The sequence below is a fragment of the Prevotella melaninogenica genome (assembly GCF_018127925.1).
GTDB classification, from domain to species: Bacteria; Bacteroidota; Bacteroidia; order Bacteroidales; family Bacteroidaceae; genus Prevotella; species Prevotella melaninogenica_C.
Genome location: NZ_CP072347.1, coordinates 930,814 through 956,941, shown reverse-complemented (window position 1 = coordinate 956,941; position 26,128 = coordinate 930,814). Strand labels below are relative to the sequence as shown.

The following is a 26,128-nucleotide window of genomic DNA, read 5'->3' as shown; positions in this document are numbered from 1 at the left end:
AATTGAGTCCACTGCAGAGAGCATCGCAAGTATCGGTGCTCACTATGGCGTAAATGGCAAGCTGTTATCCACACAGTACAAGGAACATCTCAGTGATTATCGTAGCTGGGATCAGTTAGATCATGCTCAAGACTGGCTATTGTTTGAAGACAACATAGGAGAGAATCTAAGTATTGATGAGACCTGTCTAAGTAGTGGCGAGGTTTATACTTTTCTGACCAACAAGGCGGGAAAGGGCAGAAAAGGGACTTTGGTAGCTGTGGTTAAAGGGACCAAGGCTGAGGACGTCATCCAAATTCTCAAGACGATAAACCTTTCTAAACGGGAGACTGTCAAAGAGATAACACTCGATTTATCATCTTCTATGATGCGTATAGCCCGCTCTGTTTTTCCCAAAGCACTTATTACCAATGACAGATTTCATGTACAGAAACTATATTATGATGCTCTGGATGACATGCGTATCGCTTACCGATGGATGGCAAGAGATAAAGAGAATGAGGAGATAAAAGAAGCTAAAAGTAAGGGAAAGGAATATATACCATTTAGATACAGCAATGGTGACACGCGTAAGCAGTTGCTCGCCAGAGCAAAGTTCATATTGACCAAGCACAAGACCAAGTGGACTGAAACACAGAAAGGTAGGGCACAAATCATCTTTGAACATTATCCGACACTGAAAAAGGCATATGACTTGGCTATGAAACTTACCGATATTTATAACATCAAGAGCATCAAGGATGCTGCAAGGCTGAAGCTGGCAAAATGGTTTAATGAGGTTGAAGAGCTGGGAGTGGACAATTTCTACACAGTGATTGACACGTTTGAAAATCATTATCAAACCATACTCAATTTCTTTGTAAACAGAGCTACGAATGCAAATGCCGAGTCATTCAATGCTAAGGTTAAGGCATTCAGGGCACAGTTCAGAGGAGTCACAGATATTCCTTTCTTTTTATATAGGCTTATGAAATTGTGTGCTTAAGAGGATAGGCTTGCAACTGGGTTTTAGGACTGACCCTTAACAAATCGAAATGACAAAGTCTTGAAAAACCTCATTAAGTATAGAAGATGATACTTTTGTTAGCTTCTAAAAGCGAAGCATCATTTAGGAGTTGTAACAAAAATCATACTTCATAGATAAAACAAGATTTTATAGTACGATAAAAGAGCCAGTTTTCTATTGCAGAACTGGCTCTTTTATTATGTTATCATATTCGTTTGGAAGAGAATATCAGATGGTTTAGTGTTACAATATTATCCTTCTTAAAAAACAATCAACGAAGTATACCACTAAATCTAAAATAATCCTTTAATTCTCTGAATAACTTATTAGTTCTTTAATATTGATTGATTTCAACTCACAAAGATAAGCCTCGCGTATACTTCCCACCCTATTATATATGTCATGGTTCCATGCTTTTTAGGAGAGAAACCTAAAAGGGCAAAATCCGATGCTGGAGTAGATTCTAAACGAGCAATCATTTCACCTACAGTTATGTTATTTGTATCGTGCGTAGGCGTATAAGTTACTTCATCAGAAGTAGGTGAAAAGTTCTCCGAGATGAGATTGACCTCTTTTAATCTATAGAGAATATCCGTCATCACACGAATAGGAATATGCGTTTCATACTTTATTTGTAATGCAGTCTGAGGCTTTTGGTCATTTGCAAAACGTTGACAGATATGGCTCAATACAGTCGCACACAGTATTAAAAGGTCATTATGACATATATCTTCTGTATCTATCAGACACTCATAGTACTCTAAATTTTGATTAAAATAACAGAGTTCTGCACAGAATAGACAGATATACCACGATGCAAGTATCCACAACATAAATAGTGGAAGTGCTGCAAACGAACCATAAATGGCATTATAACTTGTAAGAAAAATCTGTCCATGTATATAAACCGCTTGTAAGCAAAGCATAGCGATACTGGCTATCATCGCAGGAGCAACTGTCTTCGTAATCTTTACTTTCGCATTGGGCATGAAAACATAAAGCACAATGAACATAAGGGTAAGGATAGCCCATGGCACAAGATAACGAAGTGAAAAGCTCGCAATAGTTCCGAGAAAACGCAAACCATTTAGATTCTCTACAAAGCTATAGAAATAGATGCTAAGTCCTGAAAGAATGATAATGCTAATAGGTACGAGAAACATTAAAGCCGTATAATCTATGACTATCCTACTAATAGGGCGACTATCCTTAACCTGCCATATATTATCAAAAGCAGTCTCTACCGTTCTAATCAGAGAGAAAACACTATAAAGCATTATCATCAGTCCTATTCCAATAAAGAGTCCTGTCTTAGCATGAACAAGGTAAGACTGCGTAAGCTTTAACAGCCAAGTAGCCGCTTCGGGTTGTGCAGACAACATTTCACGAAACTGTTTTTCGAGGAACTGCCCAAAACCAAAGCCATTTGCAATAGCAAAAATCATAGATGCTATTGGCACAATTGCCATTATCGTAGAGAACGAAAGTTGTGCCGTAGCAGCAGCATGATCACGTACAAAAAAGAATTTGACAGCAAGATAAAACTTCTGAAGCTGTTTAATTAACATGTTTCTATGTTTTGAGCTATGCTCAGTTTTCATGAACATACCAACAGTTAAGAAGTACTTGATGCTCTTTATATCAATCTTCATTATGGTTTCTTATTTCAGAAAAAAGTAGGAGTTATTATGCAAACTTAATAAAAAAAAGCGAAATTAGCAACAATTACACCTATTTATTATAATAATACTAACGAGATTCATCCAAAACAATAAGTCTACTTTTAGTTACTTCTTTACATCATCTTTTAAAGCTAAAAGACCTCGTTCTGTAATAAAAATTCATATCCTTATTTTTAAACAAGGCTTAATTGCATTCCAATTAAGGCTTAATTGGCATCCAAAAGACGCCCTTTTGCGATGCTGTTAACGCCCTTTTGAAGGCTAATTAAGCACCTATTACCAAGCACTTTTATAATTAACTGATAATCTGTTAGTTGCAAAGCTCCATATTAAGACTTTTATTTTGCTTATTTAAAGCATATTTACTCAGCTTTTTGTAAGTATTTTTTGCAAGGCAAAGACAGCTATCAACGTAGATTATAAGAAGCAAATAAAACAGCGCATACAGTTAATCTAACATTTAGTTTAACCCTATGCGCTGTCTTTTATATCAAGAGCCAATTAGAACTGGAAGTAAATAAATGGCTGTATATCAGAACTCTTTACCTGCATAATAATAAAGATAACAATCGTAATTGCAATTGCAGAGAGTAAGACACCACCCTTCTCTAAGATACGAACACAACGGTTTTGCCATGAGTCTGGAATCCAATGCGTAAGAAGCGCAAATATCATCAGTAAGAATACATACTTATACCCCATGAAGACGTCAGGAAGTACGGAAGGATTGAACTTCGTAAACATTTGCTTTACCATAACCCACACTGCATCAAAGTCCTTGCAACGGAAGAACAACCATGTGAAACAGAGAACGTGGAAAGTAATAAATACTGAAATAAACCGACGAAGACCAGATGGATGATAACGACGATCGTGCTTCAAAACAGTCTGAGACCAGAACTTATGTACACAAACCAATGCACCATGCAAGACACCCCAGACAATGAAGTTCAACGAAGCTCCGTGCCAAAGACCGCAGGCAGTCATAGCTACCATCTGATTGAAATACATACGAAGTGTTCCCTTCTTGTTTCCACCAAGTGAGATATAGACATAATCACGAATCCAAGTTGAAAGCGAAATATGCCAACGACGCCAGAAATCAGTCATGGAATCGGCTGTAAGCGGTGCATTGAAGTTCATTGGAATCTTAAATCCAAGCAGTAATGCAATACCAATTGCCATATCAGAATAGCCAGAGAAGTCGCAGTAAATCTGAATACAGTAGCCATAAAGACCAAGAAGAACCTCGCCACCAGAGAAGAGCGTTGGGTTATCAAAGATACGATCTACAAAGTTTTGTGAGATATAATCAGAGATAACCGCTTTCTTAAAGAGACCTATGACAATAAAGAATACTCCCTGAGCAAACATCTCACGGCTGATATGTAATGGTTTGCGAATCTGTGGACCAAAGTCTGTTGCACGCGTTATCGGACCAGCGAGAAGTGTTGGGAAGAAGCTGACGTAGAACGCATAGTCAAGAAGTGACTCCATTGGTTCAGTCTTCTTTCTGTATACGTCTACGACGTATGAAATTGTCTTAAAGGTGTAAAAGCTAATTCCTACTGGCAAGAAGATATCCCAAGGCTGGAAGTTTCCACCTATCATCTGCGTTACCATTCCAGCAAAGAAGTTAGTATACTTAAAGTAAGCCAACAGTCCAAGGTCTATCAACAGTGTCAAAGCCAACCACAACTTAGGATGCTTTCCCTTAGCAACACGTCTTGCAATATAGAAGTCGCTGACTGTTACGATAAGTAACAATAGAAAATAGAAGCTACTACTCTTATAAAAGAAATAATAAGAGAAGAGCGTCACAAAGAGAAGTCTTGCATCAACCTTGTTTCGCAGACAGTAATAACCTATCATAAAGACAAGGAAGATAAAAAGGAATGCACCTGATGAGAAAAGGAGCGGTTCGCGTGAATTATAGAGCAAGATATCAGCTACCTTTGTAAAATCAAGGCCTGAGACATATGACTCTATATTCTGTAGGAAGATTTTTAATATAGCCATGAATTGGCTAAACAAATTACTTAAATCCATCTGTTTCTATGTTGTACTAATAAATACTTACTCTTCAACTAATTTCTCACGTCTTGTATAATTCTTTTGTCCTGCTACAATAGACTTGAAAATACGCTGACTGACATATTTACCACCTTTATAATTAATGTGTACATAATCCTTTGTACCCATACTCTGTTCGTCTACGATGCGCATCATCGTACCTGGACCACCCATAGCACGGAAAAGATTATAGAAGCCGACATGGCTATCGGCAGCAAGTTGTTCTTGATAGCCCACCAACATCTCAACTCCCTTCATTGTACCATCAGGTGAAGTCTTTGAGCCACGGTCAGGACTACTAACAATAAGAATGCTCGTTTCAGGGAAACACTTGTGGAAGAGATCTACAACAAGCTTCATGTCAGCCATATACTTCTTCAATCGCTCAGGAGTTGTCTCTGCATCTACAGCATTGACACCAAACTGAAATACGATAAGATCATACGGACGAACAAGAGCAAATTCCTTCAACATCTGTTCTGGAAGTTTTGCCAATGATGTTCCAGAAGAGCCACGCATACTGAAGTTGTCAACAACAATTCCTTCGCGTCCCTCTTGTGATGTACCAAAGAGAACAGTATTAGAACCATTCACCTTTATTGTTGCATGAGAAGTAACACCATCCATCTTTACAGCTTGTACTGCTGACGACGGATTGACACGCTGCGTACTTGTCTTACCACCATCAATCTCAAAGGTTACGTTTGCACCTCCCTTTGAACGAAGATAAAGCCATGTGCTTGCCCATTTTTCAGTGCGACTGTAGTCATGAGACAATGAAAAAGGAGCATAAGACATAGTAGCTTGTCCATTCATTGTATAATAACGCTCCGCAATACCTGCTTGATTAACATCATAACTTGCTGGCTTCTTAACCATATGTTCGGTAAGTCCCGTGAATTTATTATCCACTGTATGCTTGTATTGGTCAAGATCATTACCAGCATCTATCCAACCTACGCCATAACCACCATACAGCTTCTGAAGGTCTTCACGTAAATCAGCTAATAAGATGTCTCCTTCTATATATGAATCACCAAAATAGGCAATACGAACAGGACGACCAACTGCTTGCTTCTGAGCCAACATATTAAGTTGACTATAGAAATGATCAAGTCCACCAGGTTTACCTGCAGAATAATCAACGATACGCTCTGTACCCTTAGGCCATTCCTCCTTAAAATCTATAACCTTTCCATCTTTATCGTAAGCAACAATAGCTGAAGGTTTCTTTGGAGAAGGAATAACGTCTTCAAGTACTTTTTTCTTTTGTGCAAGATCACTCAGAATGTCTATCTCTCGGAGCTTCGCATCTCCTATCTTGAAGGTAGGAAGAAAATGAAGCAGAAAAAGAAACAATGCTACTAATAATGTTAGCAGCAATGTCTTATATGTATTATCTTTCATTTACTAATTATCTTTTACCTAAATGCATCACTTTTGAAATGCAAAAAACATAGTATGCTGATTATTCACTTTAAGACAAGGGAAGAGAATTTAGTTCTTCATCCAACATCTTAACACCTTTCATTGTGCAATAAGCGCGTATAAAGAATAATATACTAACATGTGCCAGTTCCTTTATATCGTATTTCTTATAAAGATATTGATTCATAATAGCATTCTGTAAAGTAACTGTCATTGTACGTACGATATCATAATTTAAATTAGGAAGGAACAAGCCTTCATCTATACCACGCTGTATAAAAGCATGAGCATCGGATTCTCTTTCATCATGCAACCTACGGACATAAGCCAATAACTCTGGATATTTATGTATTTCTTCAAAGAAGAGAGGGTTAATCTGACTAAACTCTTCTAAGCGGAAACGGCTGATTTCTATAATTATATTTATTACGTTCGATCCAGTTCTGCCTATCTCGTCCATCCGTCGTTTCTCTCTTTGCTTATCACGTCGCACGACTTCTAACAGCAATTCTTCCTTATTGCTGTATATTTCATAGAGTGTACGCTTTGATATTTTAAGTTCATTGGCAATATCATCCATCTTAACACTCCTTATTCCATGTTTATGGAAAAGGTTTATGGCAGTAATGAGAATCTTCTCTTTAAGTTCCTGCCGATAAGTGGTTTCTGTAGCTGTATTATACATTAAACTTTATTTTTGCGACAAAATTACAAAAAACTTTCATAATGACATCTGTTTTAGAGTGGATTTTACTAACTTTGTAAGTCAAATATACATTTTTGTAATATTAAAAGTAAAAGATTAACTATGGTCAAGGTAACAAAAGAAGCCGCTTTGGAATATCATAACAACGGCCGTCCTGGCAAAATTGAAGTAACGCCTACAAAACCTTATAGTACACAGACAGATCTTAGTCTGGCATATTCGCCTGGCGTAGCATACCCATGCTTAGAAATTCAACAAAATCCAGACGACGTATATAAATACACCGACAAAGGAAATTTGGTTGCAGTTATCAGTAATGGAACTGCCGTTTTAGGATTGGGTAACATCGGTGCTATGAGTGGTAAGCCTGTAATGGAAGGTAAGGGTTTACTGTTTAAGATATATGGTGGTATTGATGTTTTCGACATAGAAGTAGACGAACAGGACCCTGAAAAGTTTTGTGAAGCTGTAGAAAAGATTGCTCCAACCTTTGGTGGTATCAATCTTGAGGATATCAAGGCACCTGAATGCTTTGCTATTGAGGAGCGTCTAAAGAAGACACTTGACATTCCTGTTATGCATGATGACCAGCACGGAACTGCTATCATCTCTGCTGCTGGTTTGAAGAATGCACTGGAGGTAGCTGACAAGAACATTGCTGATGTGAAGTTAGTTGTTAATGGTGCAGGTGCTGCAGCTATTTCATGTACTAAGCTGTATATGGCTTTAGGTCTAAAGAAAGAGAATATTGTAATGCTCGATTCAAAGGGTGTTATCACTTCTGATTTAAAGAACCTTACACCACAGAAGGCTCTCTTCGCTACTGACCGTCGAGATGTTCACACTTTGGAGGAAGCTATTAAGGGGGCTGACGTATTTGTTGGATTATCAAAGGGTAATATTCTTACACAGGATATGATCCGTTCAATGAATGAGAATCCTATCGTCTTTGCTTTGGCTAATCCTGTTCCTGAGATATCATACGATGATGCTATTGCAGCACGTCCAGACGTAATCATGTCAACTGGCCGTTCAGACTATCCTAACCAGATTAATAATGTGATTGGTTTCCCATACATTTTCCGTGGTGCATTGGATGTTCATGCTAAGGCTATCAATGAGGAAATGAAGATGGCTGCTGTCCATGCTATTGCTGACTTGGCTAAACAGACAGTACCAGACGTTGTTAATCAGGTTTATCATGTAAATGACCTTACATTCGGTCCTAAATACTTTATCCCAAAACCAGTTGACCCACGACTGATTACTGAAGTTAGTGCAGCTGTTGCTAAGGCTGCTATGGACAGCGGTGTAGCACGCACTCCTATCAAGGATTTCAAGGCTTACAAGCAACACCTGCTTCAAATGTTAGGTCAGGAAACAAAATTGACACATACTCTTCACTCCACTGCTGCACAGCATCCACAACGTATTGTATTTGCTGAAGGCGGTCACCAGACTATGATGAAAGCTGCTGTACAAGCTAAGCAAGAGGGAATCTGTGTTCCTATCTTATTAGGAAATCCTGACCGTCTAAATCGTGTTGCCAACCGTTTGAAGCTTGATATCTCAGATATTGAAATTGTTGACATGCGTGCGGATAAGGAGCAGGGACGTCGTGCTACTTATGCAAAGCACTTAGCAGAGAAGCGTGCACGTGAGGGTTATACTTTTGAGGAAGCATATGATAAGATGTATGAGCGCAACTATTTCGGTATGTCAATGGTTGAGAATGGTGATGCTGATGCGTTTATCACGGGTCTATATACCAAATATAGCAATACGATTAAGGTAGCAAAGGATGTTATTGGTATTCGTCCAGAGTACAAACACTTTGGTACTATGCATATTCTGAATACGAAGAAGGGTGTATTCTACATAGCAGACACACTTATTAATCGTCATCCTGACGCTGAAGTGTTGGCTGACATTGCAAAGTTAGCTGCTAACTCTGTTAGCTTCTTCAATGATAAGGCTGCTATCGCAATGCTCTCCTACTCTAACTTTGGTTCTGATAAGGAAGGTTCTCCATTAAAGGTACATACTGCTGTTGAAAAAATGCAAAAGGAGTATCCTGACATGGCAATTGACGGTGAGATGCAGGTTAACTTTGCATTAAATAAAGAACTACGTGATGAGAAGTTCCCATTCACTCGTTTGAAAGGATTAGATGTTAACACGCTCATCTTCCCTGACTTGTCTTCTGCCAATAGTGGTTATAAACTTTTGCAGGCATTGAGTCCTGAAGCAGAGGTTATTGGTCCTATTCAGATGGGTCTTAATAAGCCAATTCACTTCACTGATTTCGAGTGCTCTGTACGTGACATTGTGAACATCACAGCCGTTGCGGCTATTGATGCTTATGTGGAGAAAGTAAAAAAGAACGCATTATAAGTAATAGTACTGTTCAGTAAAAGTAAAATAGCATAGCTTTCATGAGGAGTTTCTTTTAAATGGATGATATTGTATTATCATTGAAAGAGTAGATCAACTCATCAAGTAAACTTTGCTTGCTTATGGTAGTGTAGCTTTTTCCTAACATAAAGTTGATTCAACTTTGTTAGCAAGTTGAAATGTATTTAGTACTTCGCACCATTGGTGTTTACCAACAACACAATACGTGTTGACCCTCAACACGACTTATGACGAACATAAATACATCAACTAAAAGTAAAATAAGAGGTTCATTATGATATATAATAGAGCACTATTTTCATGTGGACAATATTTACAGAACAGTATATTTAAATAATAAAAGCAGGATACCACTTGGCATCCTGCTTTTATTTTCTAACTTGTTTACCTTTATCGGGAATAGCTTTATATTATTGCATTCATATAGTAGAATATAAACACACTCTATTCCATTAAAGAGTTTGATAATCTCGAGAGTAACGTAGCATTTGTTCTGTGTATGACTCTAAATAATCAACAACAACATCTATCATCTCACCAAGTTCATTATAAACTGGTTTCAGAATAGGATTGATGAATCCTTTATAAGGTGCAATATTCAAACCCTCATACCTACGAAGAACTTCTGCATGAAGTACTGGGTCAAGATTAATAGCATACTTCTCTACTAACATTCGTGCAGCCTCAAAGTCACCTTCACTCTTTATACGCTGTATCTCAGCGAGTTGATAAGCAAAAATGTTGCGTAAAGCATCATAATCGTTAATGCGAACATATGTTTTAGATTCACTTGTGATTTTGTCCGCACAAGTAATAAGTTCTACAACATTATTCTCTTTGCCTAACTCCATTGCCCATTGTGCAATAAGTGCACGATTCTGCATATGCGACTCTTCTATCTGCTTTCCTGGTTTTATGCGAACTTGCTGTGTGAGTAGACCATTCATCATATAGCTGTAATACTGTGCCTTGTATGCCTCTTTACTGTCTAAAAGTCCAAGTTCTAAAAGTTTCTGATCAGCTATATAATATAATCCAAAGAGGTCAGCACGTGCTTCTTCAATTGTATTACCATAATTCTTCAGCGCATCAGGGTCTGTCCCAGGCAATAATCGTCCACTACCATGACCTAAACACTCATGAAGGTCAGTATGAAGATTATCTGTTTTATCCGCATATAAGTCCACCAACTTACAAGTGTCAGCATCAATAACAAACTCCTCACGAAATCCGTTACCCTTAGCAGCCATATCATATGCATGAGTAAGATTAGAAATCGTAACACTCTTTGAGCCATGTTCTGCACGAATCCAGTCTGCATTTGGTAAATTAATTCCAATAGCAGAAGCAGGATATTCGTCTCCTCCTAACATTGCTGCACATATAACATTGGCTGTGACACCTTTCACAATAGCCTTACGAAACTGAGGAGCAACAGGCGAATGGTCTTCAAACCATTGTGCGTTAGCTGATATAGCCTGCGTACGATGAGTTGCTTCAAGGTCTTTATATTCGACTATGCCTTCCCAAGAACCTTTCAATCCCATTGGGTCACCATAAACTTCTATAAAACCATTAATAAAGTCTATTCTACCTTCTTGCTCACGTAACCACTCAATAGAGTAGATATCAAAATCATGAAGGTCACCTGTCTCATAATAGCGAATCAACAGATTTATAACATGAAGTTGCTGATTGTTTTCTACAAACTCTTTTGCACGATTCAACCAATATACAATCTTTTCGATTGCTGCACCATATTTGCCATCAATCTTCCATACATCCTCACGGATAGAATCGCCTTCTTTTACAAGAGTAGAATTTAATCCATAGGATGGAGCTTCATTTGTTGGACCATCTTTCTTTAACTTAGCATAGAATTCTTCAACTTCATGCTGCGAAACTCCGTCATAATAATTGCAAGCAGAAGAGCGTACAATATCTTTACCATCTGACTTATCAACTCGCTTGGGAAGAATCGTTGGATCAAAGATTACTGGACACAATTCATTAAGTAAAGAAGTAACACTCTCTCCTTCATTAAGTGGAAGCAACTTAGAATCAATTGCTAAGACTTCATTGCAAAAAAAGTCTTCCGAAAATAAAGGTGAGAATTTGTCACAAGCATAATGATGATAAATACCACTAGCAAACCAAACGTGCTTCAGATATTCTTCTAAAGCACGAAAATTATGTTCTAACCTATCACCATTGTAGTTCAAATAGACAGCCTCTAAAGTTTTTCTAATACGGAGGTTGTATTTGCCAAATTGGTCAAACGTTATATCACGTCCAAATAGTGTTGCTTCTGACAAGCAATAAATTAGCTGTTTTTGCCGAATTGTCAGTGATTCGAAATCCGGAAGCCGATATCGTAACATTTGTATATCGGCAAACCGTTCATCCTGAAAGTTAAAAGTTTCTTCTCCTATCGATTCTATCATTTTGTTTTAAATCATTTCTTAAGTGGTTTTTTCAAACGCACTTCTTCTGAAGAGGGTTGTGCCAAATGGCGCATTCTGTAGTCACGAGGTGTGACACCATTTAATTTGTAGAAAGAAGCATAGAAAGACTGCCTATTAGAGAAGCCCACCATATCACTGATATCTTCCATATTCAGTTCTTGATAACGCTTATCAACCAAAAGAGCCATTGCTTCCTCTATTCGGAATTTGTTAACAAATGACGTGTAGTTCATGTGGAATCGCACATTAACTACAGCCGAGATGTAGCGCGTATTAGTTCCTAAGTCCTCAGCAAGTTGCTTGGCAGAATAATTCTTGTCTTTGTAACGCTGCTGAATAAGAATGATATTAAGAATCTTCTCCTTTAACTCATCCATTAATTGCGGACTGACCAAACTACGGTAGGCAGCTACCTTCTCTTTTTTTTCTATTAAATTGTACTTAGCCATAATCCGTGTATTTTTAGTTACCTATTCTGTTATTACACTGCAAATATAACATATTTAATTAAGAATGTCAAGTTTATGGCAAGTTTTTTAATATCTATTAGTTATTAAATTTCGCAAATATTTTATTACATTCCAATATATACATGTAGAAAATATTTACAAACATCACCTTAACATCTTTTTATACAAAGCGTTTCCGATTTTTATCTTTTACGCTCTTCTTTACATCAAAGTGATATTATAGATAAAAAACATCGCATAGTTAGATTTATTATTTTTTAACCCTTAACCGTCACATATGTTACCTTTTTGGCTTTTTTTTATCTATAATTTTGCACCCATAATAACATTATAGAAATAATATATAAAACAAAAAACATGGCAGAGAACAAAATGTTCTGTTTCCAATGTCAGGAAACAGCAAAGGGTACAGGATGTACCATTCAAGGTGTTTGCGGTAAAAAAGCTGAGACAAGCCGTTGGCAAGATTTGTTACTTGGTGTTGTAAGAGGTGTAGCTACGATTTCAGACTCACTTCGAAATGCAGGTATTAAAACGAACCAGGAGGTTGGTGATTATATTGTAGATGCACTTTTTGCAACTATCACCAATGCAAACTTTGATGATCAGGCTATATTAAATAAGGTGGACAACGGTGTACGTATCAAACGTGAGTTGCTCGCACTTGCAAAAGAGAACAATGTAACATTGCCTAACTACCAGGAAGTAAACTGGGGTGGTGAGAAAGCAGACTATGAAGCTGAGGGGGATCGTGAGAGCGTTCTCCGTACAGAGAATGAAGACCTCCGTTCATTGAAGGAGTTGACAGTACTCGGTTTGAAGGGTATGGCAGCTTACTATGAGCACGCATCACGTCTCAATGAGCGTAATGAAGAGATTATTGCATTCATGGAAAAGGCACTTGCTACCATTTCTAACCCAGCAGCAGACATGGACACATTGCTGTCTACTGTTATGGAAACAGGTAAGTTCGGTGTTGATGCAATGGCATTACTTGACAAGGCTAACACACAGGCATACGGTAATCCAGAACTTACAAAGGTAAATATTGGTACAGGTAGCCGTCCAGGTATTCTTATCTCTGGTCATGACTTGAAGGATATCGAGCAGCTTTTGGAGCAAACAGAGGGAACAGGCGTAGATGTTTACACCCACGGAGAGATGCTCCCAGCTCATTATTATCCACAGTTGAAGAAGTACAAGCACCTCGTTGGAAACTATGGTAATGCATGGTGGAAGCAGAAGGAAGAGTTTGAAACATTCAATGGTCCTATCGTCTTCACAACCAACTGTATTGTTCCTCCTTCACCAAAAGCAAGCTATAAGGACCGCGTATTCACAACAAACGCAACAGGTTTCCCAGGTTGGAAGCATATCCTTGCTGATGAGAACGGTCACAAGGACTTCTCTGAGGTAATCGAAATTGCTAAGACTTGTAAGGCTCCAACAGCTATCGAACAGGGTGAGATTATCGGTGGATTTGCTCATGCACAGGTATTTGCTTTGGCTGATCAGGTTGTTGATGCTGTTAAGAGTGGTGCAATCCGCAAGTTTGTCGTAATGAGTGGATGTGATGGTCGTATGAAGAGCCGTGACTACTATACAGAGTTTGCTGCTCAGTTACCAAAGGATACTGTCATCTTAACCAGTGGTTGTGCTAAGTTCAAATATAACAAGTTGAACCTTGGCGATATCAATGGAATCCCACGTGTATTGGATGCAGGACAGTGTAATGACTCTTATTCATGGGCAGTTGTTGCCTTGAAGCTGAAAGAGATTTTTGGTGCAAACGACATCAATGATCTTCCAATCGAGTTCAATATTGCATGGTATGAGCAGAAAGCAGTTATCGTTCTGCTTGCCCTACTCTACCTCGGCATTAAGAATATTCATATTGGTCCTACATTGCCAGCCTTCGTTTCTCCAAACGTTCTGAAAGTGTTGGTTGAGAACTTCGGCCTTGGTGGTATCACATCTGTTGAAGAAGACCTCAAGAACATGGTAGGATAAACCAAATAACCACTTATTAAAACCAAAAGTCCATTCTTTTTAGAGTGGACTTTTTTATTTAACCCAAATCAATCATTATAGCCTAAACAGATTATATTATGGAATAATACTACAGTAAGAGTTTGAGTACAGTATTCTAATTACTCCATTTGAGTTGAAGTTTGAATGCGTATTATTATAAAGTGTATCAAGGTTAGTAAGCATAAAAAGTGTAGTGATTTAACAAACACATTAGAATGAAATAGCAGATTTGATTCTAACCAAAAGTATTTGTGTAAACATTTTTCAAACCACAACTTGTTTATATATGCTCTATGGGCATTGAAAAGACGCCCTTTTGGCTTGCAAAAGGTGCTCTTTTGGAGTCTTATTAACGCCCTTTTAGAAGCCAACTAAGCAGCTTTTCAAATGCAATCATGTAAGACTCTCAAAATAAGAGAGTTACAAAACTAAGTAAAATACCCCTTTTATGACTTGTATCAACGTAAAATATCAACGGAAATGTAAATAAAATTCAGCACAAAAACATTATAATTTGCAAATAATCATATCAATAATGACCTAACAAAGATTAGCATTGTATATCTACTTGAAAATAAATTAAATATAAATATGAAGTTTCTTATCCTTAAATGGATAAATTATTAATATTAATTTGTATCTTTGTGTTATCATTAAGAAAATTATAAACTCAAAAGAAATACAATGGAGAAAAAAGCACTTATTACGGGTATTACAGGCCAGGATGGTTCCTATTTGGCAGAGTTATTACTCGAAAAAGGTTATGATGTACATGGTACTATTCGTCGTTCATCAGTAGATTTCCGTGAGCGTATTGCTCATTTAGAAGGTCGTCCACACTTCCACTTGCATTATGCAGACCTTGGCGACTCTATGAGTATCCTTGGCGTAATCAGTAAAGTGCGTCCTGATGAGATTTATAACCTTGCAGCACAGAGTCACGTACAGGTAAGTTTCGATTCTCCTGAATTTACTGCTGACGTTGATGCTGTTGGTGTATTACGTATCTTAGAATCAGTTCGCCAGTTGGGTATGACAGAAACTTGTCGTATCTATCAGGCTTCTACTTCTGAGTTGTATGGTAAGGTTGAGGAAGTTCCACAAAACGAAAACACCCCATTCCATCCTTACAGCCCATACGCTGTAGCTAAGCAGTATGGCTTCTGGATTACAAAGGAGTATCGTGAGGCTTACAACATGTATTGTTGCTCTGGTATCCTCTTCAACCACGAGAGTGAGCGTCGTGGTGAGACTTTCGTTACTCGCAAGATTACACTTGCTGCTGCACGTATCAAGCAGGGCAAGCAGGAAAAACTCTATTTGGGTAATCTTGGCTCTCTTCGTGACTGGGGCTATGCTAAGGATTACGTTGAGTGTATGTGGTTGATTCTCCAGCAGGAGAAGCCAGAGGACTTCGTTATTGCTACTGGTGTACAGCATAGCGTACGTGATTTCTGCTATTATGCATTTAAGCGTGTTGGTATTGAACTCGAATTCCAAGGTGAGGACATGGACGAGAAGGGTATTGATAAGGCTACAGGAAAGGTACTTATTGAGGTTAGTCCAGACTTCTATCGTCCTACTGACGTTGTCAATCTCTGGGGAGACCCAACAAAGGCAAAGGCGAAACTCGGTTGGAATCCTAACAGTACAAGTTTTGAAGAGCTTGTCAACATTATGGTAGATAGCGACATGGCTAAGGTTGCTTCTGAGGGTGCAGCTGAGAAGGTTAGAACAAACCTTGAAGAGTATTTGGAGAAGGGTATCGTTAAGTAAGAACGCTTCATCCTTCCCTCCCCCTCTTATGAGAGGGATAATTACCGCTTATGCTGATAGTTGGCGATTCCAAATAATCGCTTACTATCAGCTATTATTACTTTTTATCGTATATTCAACAAACACGCAATGAACAAAAATAGTAAAATATACATTGCTGGACACAATGGATTAGTTGGCTCAGCAATATGGAATAACCTTCTTCAACGAGGATATACAAATCTCGTTGGACGAAGCCATAAAGAATTAGATCTGACAGATCAGCAGGCTGTGAAGCGTTTCTTTGATGAAGAGAAACCTGATGCCGTTGTCCTTGCTGCTGCTTTCGTTGGAGGTATTATGGCAAACTATCTCTATCGTGCAGACTTCATCATGCAGAATATGAAGATGCAATGCAATGTTATTGAGCAGAGCTACCTTCATAAGGTAGAGAAACTTCTCTTCCTTGGAAGTACATGTATCTATCCAAAGAACGCACCACAGCCAATGCGCGAGGATTACTTGCTAACTTCTCCATTGGAGTATAGTAACGAGGAGTATGCTATTGCAAAGATAGCAGGTCTTAAGATGTGTGAAAGCTATAACCTCCAGTATGGTACTAATTACATAGCTGTCATGCCAACAAACCTCTATGGTCCTAATGATAACTTCCATTTGGAGAACTCTCATGTGATGCCAGCTATGATGCGCAAGATTTATCTTGCGAAACTTATTCACGAAAACAACTGGGATGCCATACGTAATGATATGGATAAGCGTCCTATCAACCCAACTGATAAACTGCGTGCGGAGATTGGTGAAGGTAATGTTGATGGCAAGAATACAGAGGAGCGCATCTTGAAAGCACTCGCTTTCTATGGTATTGAGAATAATAAGGTGACCCTATGGGGTGACGGAAGTCCATTGCGCGAATTCCTTTGGAGTGAGGATATGGCTGATGCCAGCGTCCACGTTTTATTAAATGTAGACTTCAAAGATATCATTGGCATAGAGAAATATTCAAGTGTTTTCTACGGCGCAAAGATTGATGGAGCAGTTGACCGCAATAACTCTGAGGGTCGTGGTGGTGCTATCCCTTCTTTAGGAGAGATTCGTAACTGTCATATCAATGTTGGTACAGGTAAGGAACTTACTATCAAAGAACTTGCAGAACTTGTCAAGAAGACCGTTCACTTTGAAGGAGATATCATCTGGGATGCCGAGAAACCAAATGGTACACCACGTAAACTCATTGATGTTGAGAAGTTGCACAGACTTGGTTGGACGCACAAAGTGGAAATTGAAGATGGTGTTGAGAAACTCTACGAGTGGTATCAAGAAAGCTTAAAGTAATTTTTATCATTGATTGGGCATATTGGGCATGTTAGCCCAATAAGCCTAATTTGACTAATAAGTCCACCCAATCGCAAACAGCGAACATTCATTCAAATCTTTACTATATGAAGAAACAAGTATTACTAACCGCAGCATTATTGTCTGCTACAAGCATGATGGCACAGAAGCTAACGTATCCACAAGCTCCTAAGGACGGAACTGTAGACACCTATTTTGGTGTTCAAGTTGCCGATCCTTATCGTCCATTAGAGAATGACAGTTCCAAAGCTACCGCTGAATGGGTAGCTGCTGAGAACAAGGTTACACAGGAGTATCTTTCTCGTATTCCATTCCGAGCAAAGCTCTTCAATCGTATGAAGGAGTTGGCGAACTATGAGAAGGTATCGGCTCCTTCCTATATCAAGTCTATAGGTAAGTGGCTTTTCTACAAAAATGATGGTCTGCAGAACCAAAGTGTACTCTACATCATGGACCGTCTTGGGGATGAGAAGAACGCACGTGTATTCCTTAACCCTAACCAATTGTCATCAGACGGAACCGTTGCACAGAAGGGTATCTACTTTTCACACAACGGTAAGTATGCAACCTACTCTATCTCTCGCAGCGGAAGTGACTGGCAAGAGTTCTATGTTATGGATGTCAAGACCGGAAAACTTCTTGATGACCATATTACTTGGGCAAAGTTTTCTGGCGCATCATGGCAAGGTGACGGATTCTATTACAGTGCTTACGATGCTCCACAGAAGGGACATGAGTTCAGTAATGTAAATTCTATCCAGAAAATCTACTATCACAAGATTGGTACTCCACAGTCTGAGGATATTCTCTTCTATCAGAATCCTGCAAATCCAATGCGCTTCTATGCTGTAAGTGTCAATGAAGAAGAAACCATGATGTTCCTATATGAGAGCGGTGCAGGCTCAGGTAACATTGTCTACGTACGTGATCTCCGTCAGCCTAATAGCCAATTCATTCAGATGACATCAAATCTTGACTTGCAATATAGTTTAGTTGAAACTATTGGTGACAAGATGTACTTCCTTACAAACGATGGTGCACCAAAGAACCGACTCATGGTTACTGACCTTAAGCACCCTGGTTTCAATGAGTGGAAAACACTTGTACCAGAGTCTAAGGACATGCTTGAAGGTGTTACCTTTGCTGATGGTAAGATGATTCTGAACTATATGAAAGATGCTTCCAGCCATGCTTACGTTTATTCTATGGATGGAAAGCAACTCTCTGAGATAATACTTCCTACATTGGGCAGCGCAAGTTTCTATGGAGAAAAGGACCGGAAGGAAGTATTCTACTCCTTCTCATCTTTCACCGTACCAACCACCATCTATCAGTATGACCTCGCCACAGCTAACAGCAAGGTGTATGCTGCACCAAAGGTTAAGTTCAAGGAGTCTGATTATGTCTGCGAACAGGTGTTTTATCCAAGTAAGGACGGAACAAAGATACCTCTCTTTATCACCTATAAAAAAGGTTTGAAGCGCAATGGCAAGAACCCAGTATTCCTCTATGCTTACGGTGGTTTCAACATAGCTTTAAGCCCTTACTTCTCTTCTGTACGTATTCCTTTCATCGAAAATGGTGGAATCTATGCTCAAGCATCCCTACGAGGTGGCAGTGAGTATGGTGAGGATTGGCACATAGCTGGTACGAAGATGCAGAAACAGAATGTTTTTGATGACTTCATTGCAGCTGGTGAGTGGCTTATTGAAAACAAGTATACAAGTAAAGACTACCTCGCTATTGTTGGCGGTTCAAATGGTGGTTTACTTATAGGAGCTTGCATGACACAGCGTCCTGACCTCTTTAAAGTATGTATTCCACAGGTAGGAGTAATGGATATGTTGCGCTATCATAAGTTTACTATTGGTTGGAACTGGGCTCCAGACTACGGAACAAGCGAAGATTCAAAGGAGATGTTTGAGTATCTTCACGCTTATTCTCCACTCCACAATCTTCGTCCTGGCACAAAGTATCCAGCAACTTTGGTAACAACAGCCGACCATGACGACCGTGTTGTACCTGCGCACTCTTTTAAGTTTGCAGCTACCCTGCAGGCTGACAATGCTGCCAACACACCAACACTCATTCGCATTGATACCAAGGCAGGCCACGGAAGTGGTAAGCCTTTGTCTAAGCAGTTGGAAGAGCAGGCTGACATCTACGGCTTTATCCTTTATAATATGGGATTGAAATATTAAGAGTTCGGAGGAGTTATGTTCATATATCTTTGTTCAAAAAGTAACTTCTTGCAATAGCATAACTCCTCAAACTCCAAAACATATTTCATGAATAACAGTATTGTCTTAATTCAATTAAAATACTTAACCTCTTAAGTTTCCAATCAAATGCAGATTCTATTAGCATCCGCAAAAATAATGAAAAGTACCACAAAGGTACAAACCCCAGATACACACCTGCCTCGTTTCCATAAGGAAGCGAGACAGATGGCATTAGAGCTGGGAGAACTCTCCGTTGAAAATCTTGCAAAAGAATTAAAGTGTAATGATAAAATAGCATTGGAGAACAAGCTTCGCTATCAAGACTTCTTCAACGAGGATGCTTATCTCCCGGCACTTCTTGCCTATTACGGTCAGGCTTATAAGTACTTGAAAGCAGAGGAATACAGTCTGAATGACTTTCTTTATGCGGACAAACACCTCTGGATACCAAGTTTCCTTTACGGACTATTACGACCGTTAGACCTCATACATCCCTACCGTCTGGAAGGTAAGACCAAACTTCCGTCAGCAGAAGGAAAGAATATATTTGATTACTGGAGACCACTTCTTACCGATATGCTCATTAAAACCTTGAAAGCTGATGACGGAATTCTTGTATATCTTGCCGCAGAAGAGTTCAAACATCTCTTTGATTGGAAGCGGCTGAAGAAAGAAGCACGTGTCATACATCCCTTCTTTATGGTGGATCAGGGCAGCCGGCTAAAAGCTATCAATGTCTATGCCAAGAGCTGCCGTGGTGCGATGACAAGTTATATAATACGCAACCAGCTGACATCATACGATGATTTGCTTGACTTTGAACTTGATGGTTTCACCTATCAACCCGATTATGGAGATGAAGAACATCCACACTTTATATTAAGGACATAAGCAAACATTTCGTCGTCAACCAACCAAACCAAATAGTACAAAAATGTCAATCGAAGAATACCGGCAGCAAATACTCAGTATTTTGCTTGCAAAAACGAACGCCAAGGGGACGGCTCGTTTTGATGAATCGTCTGCCAAGGAACTTCTTGACCAGTTATCAGATGAAGAACTGGAAGAAGGAATCCTATTCAACACACCTGAAGATGTAGCTGAAATCCTATCAGAAGTTGGAACACTCTAAGTGCTCATTTATAAGTAATAGAGGAAACCATAGGCGACATACGATAGTTTATTAGAGGTTTCTCACGGCTTATTATAAGCATATTCCATCTTAAACCCAAACATCTTCAGTAATGAAATATATTTACACAACTTACAGATATTTCCGTTTAAAAAACAAGAAATAGAAGCATTTTTCAATACTCTTATAACTATTTAGTTATCAATACGTTATAAAGTAGTACGAGAAAAAGTGCTTAATTAGCTTTCAAAAGGGCGTTAGTTAGCACCTTAAAGAGCATCTTTAACAAGTCAATTAAGGCTTAATTAGAATGCTATTCATGGTTATTAAAAATGTTAACGAGGATTTATTTTGACAAAATAACAAAAAAGGTAAAAGAAAATGCACTCTTTTACCTTTTTATTATTTACTAAGTTTCTTCTTAGAAACGATAACCCAATGTAAGGAGTAACTGACTTCTGTTATTCTTCACATCAGTGTTTGAAGCAATGTTAGACTCCGTTATTTTTGTAGTACCAGATGTGTAAGTAACATCTCTTACATTAGAGAATGGAGCAAAAGAACCTTTCTGTGCACTATACTGATAAGCCAAGTCTATATTGAACTTCTTAACCTGATAACCAACACCTAATGTGAAGCGATTTATTTCGCCCCAGTTTGTGTAGTCTGTTGTTGAAGAATACGCTGTACCTAAAGAAGTAAGACCTGGGTCTTTCTGACCATCACTCGCATACTTTGCACCAACATAATTATAACCCATACGCAAAGCAACATTGCTTACAGGCTTGTACTCAATACCTAACTTCAATGTGCTAACACCCTTCAGAACCTCCTTAGTGTGTGCATTCATATTCTTGTCAGGGATTGATGACTCGTAATACTGATCATAGTAATAATCATAATAGCCACCATTGTTAACTCTGCTATTAATATTAGCATAGTTCTCATATTCATATGTAGCACCCAAGGCGAGGTAATTACCAACGGTGTGACCAAGAGAGAAGCCAAACTTCCATGGTGTCCACATCTTGAAATCGTATGAGTTGCTAATGTAAGAATCCTTACTTGTTGTACCCTGAGCGTAAACAAGCCCTGTAACATTCGATGTTGTCAAGTCATACCATGTTGGAGACTTCACGTATGCACCAATTCTAAATGGAGACTCAGCCACTGGACGAACGATAACACCTGCTGTGATATCAAATCCAGAACCTGTTACCTTTCTTTCATCACGAACAAGTACACCACCATTATTATTAAAGTTCTCACGATACTCACTGTATCCCTTATAATTAACATCCTTCATACCGAATGTCAAACCGAGATAAACCCTGTCATTGAGGTTTCCACTCACAGCAAAGTCATAGTTACCAATATAGCCAGTATGCGCGCGATCTAAAGTATAACCAGTAGCTTTCTCATAGTTGAAAACTCCAGCACTACTTGGAATCAATGAATTCCAATAAAGGTTATCAATCTGACTCCAAGTGTATGCAACATTCGATGATGTAGCATTTACATAGCCAATATTCTGACCATCTTTATTCTTACCAACATAGAATCCACCATTGTTCTCATCACCAAGTATACCTTTAATATATGACTGCTTATTCTGTGAACTTCCATTCAAAGAGCCTGCAGCATTAAGGATATAATCAAAGTTCTTACTCTTATGATAGTTGAAACCAAAGTTAAGGAAAGACTTCTGACCAGTACGAGTAGTATAGACACCACCAATCTGGTCGAAACTCAAATTAGTCTTCTTACCATTAGAGAACTCCTTACCATCTGATTGCATAAGAAGACCAGCACTGAGACTAACATTGCTGTGACGGAACAAACCGATACCAGCTGGGTTAGAACCGATAGTAGAAATATCAGCACCCAAGGCTTCCATGGCTCCGCCCATACCAACGTAGCGTGCAGTACCATTCAAGTCCTCTCCTGCTAACTTAGCATTCTCGTATGTCTCCTGTGCATTTGCTGACAAAGCAGCAAACAACGAAACAGCAAAGAAAATATATTTACTCTTCATTTCTGATATTCTTTATTAATTAAACATTCATTATCCCAAATACTATCTATGACTACCGAAGGCACTGCGTGAGCCACCAGAGCTGCTGCCTCCACCGCCTGAATATGAGCCACCGAAGCTACCACCACCTCTTGCACCACCAAATGAGCTTGGTGAAGGCTGTGAGAATGTAGAGCGCTCTGGCTGAGAATAAGAGCGTGTCTGATTCTCAAAACCATTCTGACGTGCGCCAGCGAAGCGGTCATAGTAACTTCTCATATCATTACTCTGAGATGTATTGTTACCATACTGGTTTACATTGCCACGACGATTTGAGAAAGATGAGCGTCCGTTGTCATAGGAACCACTCCTTGCTTGAGAACCAAAGTCTCTTGGAGAGTTACCCCAGTGATTAGCTGTACCTGTATGACCATTGTAAACATAGTAGTCACCTCTTCTATAACCATAATAAGGATAGCCACCATAATAGCCATAATATCTGCTCCATGGGTTGTACCAACCATAGTCAGCATAACCATAATAGTATGGATAACCGCCGTAGTAGCCATAATATGGATAACCACCATAATAGCTATAGTAAGGATAGCCACCATAATAACCATAAGACCATGGATCATCCCATCTGTCATACCAACCACCGTAATAAGGTGAACGCCATCCCCATCCTACATAGAACGAAGAGCGACCAGCAAACCATGGGTCATAATAGCCACCCCAAAATCCATCAAAACGACTCATTCTTCGGCTATAAGCAAAGTCATCGTTATCGCTTTCGTACTGACGAGTGAAACCTCCATAGATAGTATCTAACACTACAGAGTCGCCATGCAACGTAGAGATACGCGACATAAAGATATCATTTCCAAGAGAGTCAACTCCTATTTTCTTATAATTATACTTGCCACGACGATTGTATTCGTCATTAGACTTACCAATACCGCTATAATAAACAGGGCGGTCCTCCTCCACTTTACTCTGTTGATAAGCAGACTGATCCGCCTTTGACGGGGTAAAATAAAGGTCATCTTGCGCCATTGATAGCAATGGCATAGCTCCAAATAAAACCGAAAGTAATACTGAACGTTTCATATACCTTTTTTTTAATTTACACTTGTTTTTAACACCAAGATAATGTTTGTACACAATCTTTATAGTGCAAAAATAAGATAACTTTCTTTGCAAATATACGGATTTTCCCTAATCCATGGTAGGTTTTTCCCTATTTTTTATAATTTTGCAGTAGAAATTTAACACCAAGATGAAATATATACAAGTAAAGTTTACGGCAGAACCTGATTCTCAGGATGTAAGAGACATCATTGCAGCTCTTGCAGCTGAAGTTGGATTTGATTCATTCACAGACGAACCAGACGGACTCGTTGGATACTGCCAAGAAGATCTTTTCAATGAAGAAACACTTACTGAAATCATACGGAACCTTCCAATTCCAGACGTAAAAGTTTCTTTCGAAGCTGCTAAAGCTGAGGATAAGAATTGGAATGAGGAATGGGAAAAAGCTGGATTCGACCCTATCATCATTGACGACCGCTGTGCTATCATCTGTAAGAACATGGAGGAGGAGGCTATTGCTAACTATCCTCAGCTTGAGACAATCCCAATGAAGATTGTTATCGATGCACAACAAGCATTTGGAACAGGTACACATGAGACAACACAGATGATTGTTTCATTACTACTAAACCAAGACCTCAAAGAAAAGAGAGTTCTTGATTGTGGTTGTGGAACAGGTATTTTAGGCATTGTTGCTGCAAAGTGCGGTGCAAAAGAAGTTGTAAGCTATGACATTGATGAGTGGAGTGTACGCAATGCTGAGCATAATGCCGAACTAAATGGTGTAGAATTAGATGTGCTTGAAGGCGACAGACGAGTCTTGTCACATGTGAGTGGTGTCTTTGATGTTATCTTAGCAAATATCAACCGTAACATTATCCTTGAAGATATAGACGAGTTTGTCAGCGTTATGACAACAGAATCAAAGATTATTCTGAGTGGATTTTATGAGCAAGACGCAGAGGCTATCCTTCAAAAAGCTAATGAACTCGGTCTGAAAGAGAATCAACGTTTGTTGAATCACGATTGGTGTTGCCTACTACTTGAACGTCAGTAACATCATCTTGTATAAGTAGTTGCTGTAAGTCATAGAAGCTACCATTGTAGATGTCTAAGTCTACATATCCCTTAATACCTGGCAGCCTTCCAGCATCGGTATGCTGCCAGAATTTCCAAGCACCTTGGTACTCCATCTGATGAACATAATAGTGAGCTATCCAATAAGGATAATCATCAAAGCGAGAATCAGAAAGGTATTGGTCTTTAAACTTATAATAGGTATAGATGATAGGTTTAACATGATACCTATCTTCTACTATATGTAGCCATGTCAGAATATTCTGCTGGAACTCTTCTGTACTGATATTCTTTGGTTTATGTTCCACATCAAGCACAGGTGGTAAATCTCCCGGCTGCAGATGAACCATGGCAAGGAAGAAATAAGCCTGCCGACGTGCTGACGACTTATTACTCCAGAAATGATAAACACCACGTATAAAACCATGTTCTTTCGCATTGGAGAAGTTATCACGGAACTTAGTATCAATATGACTATCGCCCTCCGTTGACTTGATAATCACAAAACGAATAGGCAAACGGTCTATCAGTGCATTTCTAAGTCGATTCCAGTTAATCGTACCTTGATAACGACTTACATCAATACCATAAATCGTATAACCTTCAGGATAATCTGGATCACCATAAATAGCACGCCATCTAAAACCTGTAGGTGATACAAAAAAGAAGTAAAACAGAATACTATACCCTACTGCAAGACACATTCCTCCAGCCCAACGCATCCAACTTGGCATCTGAATCCAAGTCTTTAGTATTGATTGAAGCACTTTAGAGATAAACATTTTCTTACTTTTGGATAATTTTATATTCTACTTTACATCTATATATATTGAACTTTCAAGTTTTTTTTTCATGAAGAAAAGAATTTCTTTTCATGAAGAAAAAGATTTATTTACGTGAAAATAAATAATTATTTTCATGAAAATAAATTAGCACACAACTTAAATATGAGTTCAAACATGTTGTTTCTTTAGATCAATAGACAACAAAAATGAAAGCGATTAAGCACTACTTACAGCTGTATTCATGTGCTTTTATTCTCGTATGAATACTATAATAATAGATTGAATATCAAAGGGATAATTTAAAATATTTACCAACTACTCAAAGCATAAAGGTCAGAAGAAAATAAGAAATTGTATAAAACAAAAGAAGAAACAGAGGATATAGTTATCCCCTATCTCTT

The 26,128-nt window shown here is 38.7% G+C and carries 17 protein-coding genes and 1 pseudogene; 9 read left to right on the top strand and 9 right to left on the bottom strand.

What is annotated here, in order from left to right:
* Position 1: 1 nt before the first annotated feature.
* Positions 2-985, top strand: coding sequence for an ISAon1 family transposase (locus J4861_RS03545; RefSeq protein WP_428842164.1), 984 nt, complete (start codon positions 2-4; stop codon positions 983-985).
* Between the two features lie 327 nt (positions 986-1,312).
* On the opposite strand, the pseudogene J4861_RS03540 reads toward J4861_RS03545, so the two are convergent.
* From J4861_RS03540 to J4861_RS03525, 4 genes and pseudogenes are all read right to left on the bottom strand, one after another.
* Positions 1,313-2,658 (bottom strand): annotated as a pseudogene (locus J4861_RS03540) (YihY/virulence factor BrkB family protein).
* 531 nt (positions 2,659-3,189) lie between these two features.
* Positions 3,190-4,707 carry an MBOAT family O-acyltransferase gene (locus tag J4861_RS03535; protein ID WP_211815826.1) on the bottom strand — a complete coding sequence of 506 codons (1,518 nt, stop codon included), beginning with the start codon at positions 4,705-4,707 and terminating at the stop codon, positions 3,190-3,192.
* 57 nt (positions 4,708-4,764) lie between these two features.
* Complete coding sequence (locus J4861_RS03530; RefSeq protein ID WP_211815825.1) at positions 4,765-6,168, bottom strand: SGNH/GDSL hydrolase family protein; 1,404 nt, start codon at positions 6,166-6,168, stop codon at positions 4,765-4,767.
* 70 nt (positions 6,169-6,238) lie between these two features.
* Positions 6,239-6,874, bottom strand: a complete 636-nt coding sequence (locus tag J4861_RS03525; protein ID WP_211815824.1) for a TetR/AcrR family transcriptional regulator — start codon at positions 6,872-6,874, stop codon at positions 6,239-6,241.
* A 123-nt stretch (positions 6,875-6,997) separates the two neighbouring features.
* Between J4861_RS03525 and J4861_RS03520 the strand changes: the two genes are divergently transcribed.
* Positions 6,998-9,289, top strand: coding sequence for an NADP-dependent malic enzyme (locus J4861_RS03520; protein WP_211815823.1), 2,292 nt, complete (start codon positions 6,998-7,000; stop codon positions 9,287-9,289).
* A 473-nt stretch (positions 9,290-9,762) separates the two neighbouring features.
* Here J4861_RS03520 and J4861_RS03515 read toward each other — a convergent pair whose 3' ends face one another.
* The gene (locus J4861_RS03515; protein ID WP_211815822.1) at positions 9,763-11,754 is read right to left on the bottom strand and encodes a dipeptidyl-peptidase 3 family protein; all 1,992 of its coding nucleotides are present in this window, start codon (positions 11,752-11,754) and stop codon (positions 9,763-9,765) included.
* An 11-nt stretch (positions 11,755-11,765) separates the two neighbouring features.
* On the bottom strand, positions 11,766-12,224 hold the full coding sequence (locus J4861_RS03510; RefSeq protein ID WP_021672175.1) for a helix-turn-helix domain-containing protein: 459 nt from the start codon (positions 12,222-12,224) through the stop codon (positions 11,766-11,768).
* A gap of 378 nt (positions 12,225-12,602) precedes the next feature.
* Between J4861_RS03510 and hcp the strand changes: the two genes are divergently transcribed.
* From hcp to J4861_RS03480, 6 genes are all read left to right on the top strand, one after another.
* Complete coding sequence (gene hcp / locus J4861_RS03505) at positions 12,603-14,255, top strand: hydroxylamine reductase (protein WP_211815821.1); 1,653 nt, start codon at positions 12,603-12,605, stop codon at positions 14,253-14,255.
* A gap of 705 nt (positions 14,256-14,960) precedes the next feature.
* Positions 14,961-16,052, top strand: coding sequence for a GDP-mannose 4,6-dehydratase (gene gmd, locus J4861_RS03500; protein WP_211815820.1), 1,092 nt, complete (start codon positions 14,961-14,963; stop codon positions 16,050-16,052).
* Positions 16,053-16,181: 129 nt separating this feature from the next.
* The gene (locus tag J4861_RS03495) at positions 16,182-17,384 is read left to right on the top strand and encodes a GDP-L-fucose synthase family protein (RefSeq protein WP_211815819.1); all 1,203 of its coding nucleotides are present in this window, start codon (positions 16,182-16,184) and stop codon (positions 17,382-17,384) included.
* Between the two features lie 107 nt (positions 17,385-17,491).
* Positions 17,492-19,606, top strand: coding sequence for a prolyl oligopeptidase family serine peptidase (locus J4861_RS03490; RefSeq protein ID WP_211815818.1), 2,115 nt, complete (start codon positions 17,492-17,494; stop codon positions 19,604-19,606).
* A gap of 147 nt (positions 19,607-19,753) precedes the next feature.
* On the top strand, positions 19,754-20,518 hold the full coding sequence (locus J4861_RS03485) for a YaaA family protein (RefSeq protein WP_211815817.1): 765 nt from the start codon (positions 19,754-19,756) through the stop codon (positions 20,516-20,518).
* Positions 20,519-20,561: 43 nt separating this feature from the next.
* Positions 20,562-20,759, top strand: a complete 198-nt coding sequence (locus tag J4861_RS03480) for a hypothetical protein (protein WP_004359487.1) — start codon at positions 20,562-20,564, stop codon at positions 20,757-20,759.
* 421 nt (positions 20,760-21,180) lie between these two features.
* On the opposite strand, the gene J4861_RS03475 is transcribed toward J4861_RS03480, so the two are convergent.
* Together J4861_RS03475 and J4861_RS03470 are read right to left on the bottom strand one after the other, a co-directional pair.
* Positions 21,181-22,794, bottom strand: coding sequence for a hemin receptor (locus tag J4861_RS03475; RefSeq protein WP_211815816.1), 1,614 nt, complete (start codon positions 22,792-22,794; stop codon positions 21,181-21,183).
* Positions 22,795-22,836: 42 nt separating this feature from the next.
* Complete coding sequence (locus J4861_RS03470) at positions 22,837-23,883, bottom strand: hypothetical protein (RefSeq protein WP_211815815.1); 1,047 nt, start codon at positions 23,881-23,883, stop codon at positions 22,837-22,839.
* A gap of 169 nt (positions 23,884-24,052) precedes the next feature.
* Here J4861_RS03470 and prmA point away from each other — a divergent pair, with 169 nt between their 5' ends.
* Complete coding sequence (prmA, locus tag J4861_RS03465; protein WP_211815814.1) at positions 24,053-24,922, top strand: 50S ribosomal protein L11 methyltransferase; 870 nt, start codon at positions 24,053-24,055, stop codon at positions 24,920-24,922.
* On the opposite strand, the gene J4861_RS03460 is transcribed toward prmA, so the two are convergent.
* Positions 24,846-25,724 (bottom strand): glycoside hydrolase family 25 protein, encoded by an 879-nt coding sequence (locus J4861_RS03460; RefSeq protein WP_211815813.1) that lies wholly within the window; start codon positions 25,722-25,724, stop codon positions 24,846-24,848. The two genes, prmA and J4861_RS03460, sit on opposite strands and share 77 nt — an antisense overlap.
* Positions 25,725-26,128: the final 404 nt, after the last annotated feature.

Bases quoted from the DNA above. Each gene is read 5' to 3' on its own strand.
- J4861_RS03535 (WP_211815826.1), bottom strand. From the start codon at position 4,707: ATGGCTATATTAAAAATCTTCCTACAGAATATAGAGTCATATGTCTCA.
- J4861_RS03530 (WP_211815825.1), bottom strand. From the start codon at position 6,168: ATGAAAGATAATACATATAAGACATTGCTGCTAACATTATTAGTAGCA.
- J4861_RS03525 (WP_211815824.1), bottom strand. From the start codon at position 6,874: ATGTATAATACAGCTACAGAAACCACTTATCGGCAGGAACTTAAAGAG.
- J4861_RS03520 (WP_211815823.1), top strand. From the start codon at position 6,998: ATGGTCAAGGTAACAAAAGAAGCCGCTTTGGAATATCATAACAACGGC.
- J4861_RS03515 (WP_211815822.1), bottom strand. From the start codon at position 11,754: ATGATAGAATCGATAGGAGAAGAAACTTTTAACTTTCAGGATGAACGG.
- J4861_RS03510 (WP_021672175.1), bottom strand. From the start codon at position 12,224: ATGGCTAAGTACAATTTAATAGAAAAAAAAGAGAAGGTAGCTGCCTAC.
- hcp (WP_211815821.1), top strand. From the start codon at position 12,603: ATGGCAGAGAACAAAATGTTCTGTTTCCAATGTCAGGAAACAGCAAAG.
- gmd (WP_211815820.1), top strand. From the start codon at position 14,961: ATGGAGAAAAAAGCACTTATTACGGGTATTACAGGCCAGGATGGTTCC.
- J4861_RS03495 (WP_211815819.1), top strand. From the start codon at position 16,182: ATGAACAAAAATAGTAAAATATACATTGCTGGACACAATGGATTAGTT.
- J4861_RS03490 (WP_211815818.1), top strand. From the start codon at position 17,492: ATGAAGAAACAAGTATTACTAACCGCAGCATTATTGTCTGCTACAAGC.
- J4861_RS03485 (WP_211815817.1), top strand. From the start codon at position 19,754: ATGCAGATTCTATTAGCATCCGCAAAAATAATGAAAAGTACCACAAAG.
- J4861_RS03480 (WP_004359487.1), top strand. From the start codon at position 20,562: ATGTCAATCGAAGAATACCGGCAGCAAATACTCAGTATTTTGCTTGCA.
- J4861_RS03475 (WP_211815816.1), bottom strand. From the start codon at position 22,794: ATGAAGAGTAAATATATTTTCTTTGCTGTTTCGTTGTTTGCTGCTTTG.
- J4861_RS03470 (WP_211815815.1), bottom strand. From the start codon at position 23,883: ATGAAACGTTCAGTATTACTTTCGGTTTTATTTGGAGCTATGCCATTG.
- prmA (WP_211815814.1), top strand. From the start codon at position 24,053: ATGAAATATATACAAGTAAAGTTTACGGCAGAACCTGATTCTCAGGAT.
- J4861_RS03460 (WP_211815813.1), bottom strand. From the start codon at position 25,724: ATGTTTATCTCTAAAGTGCTTCAATCAATACTAAAGACTTGGATTCAG.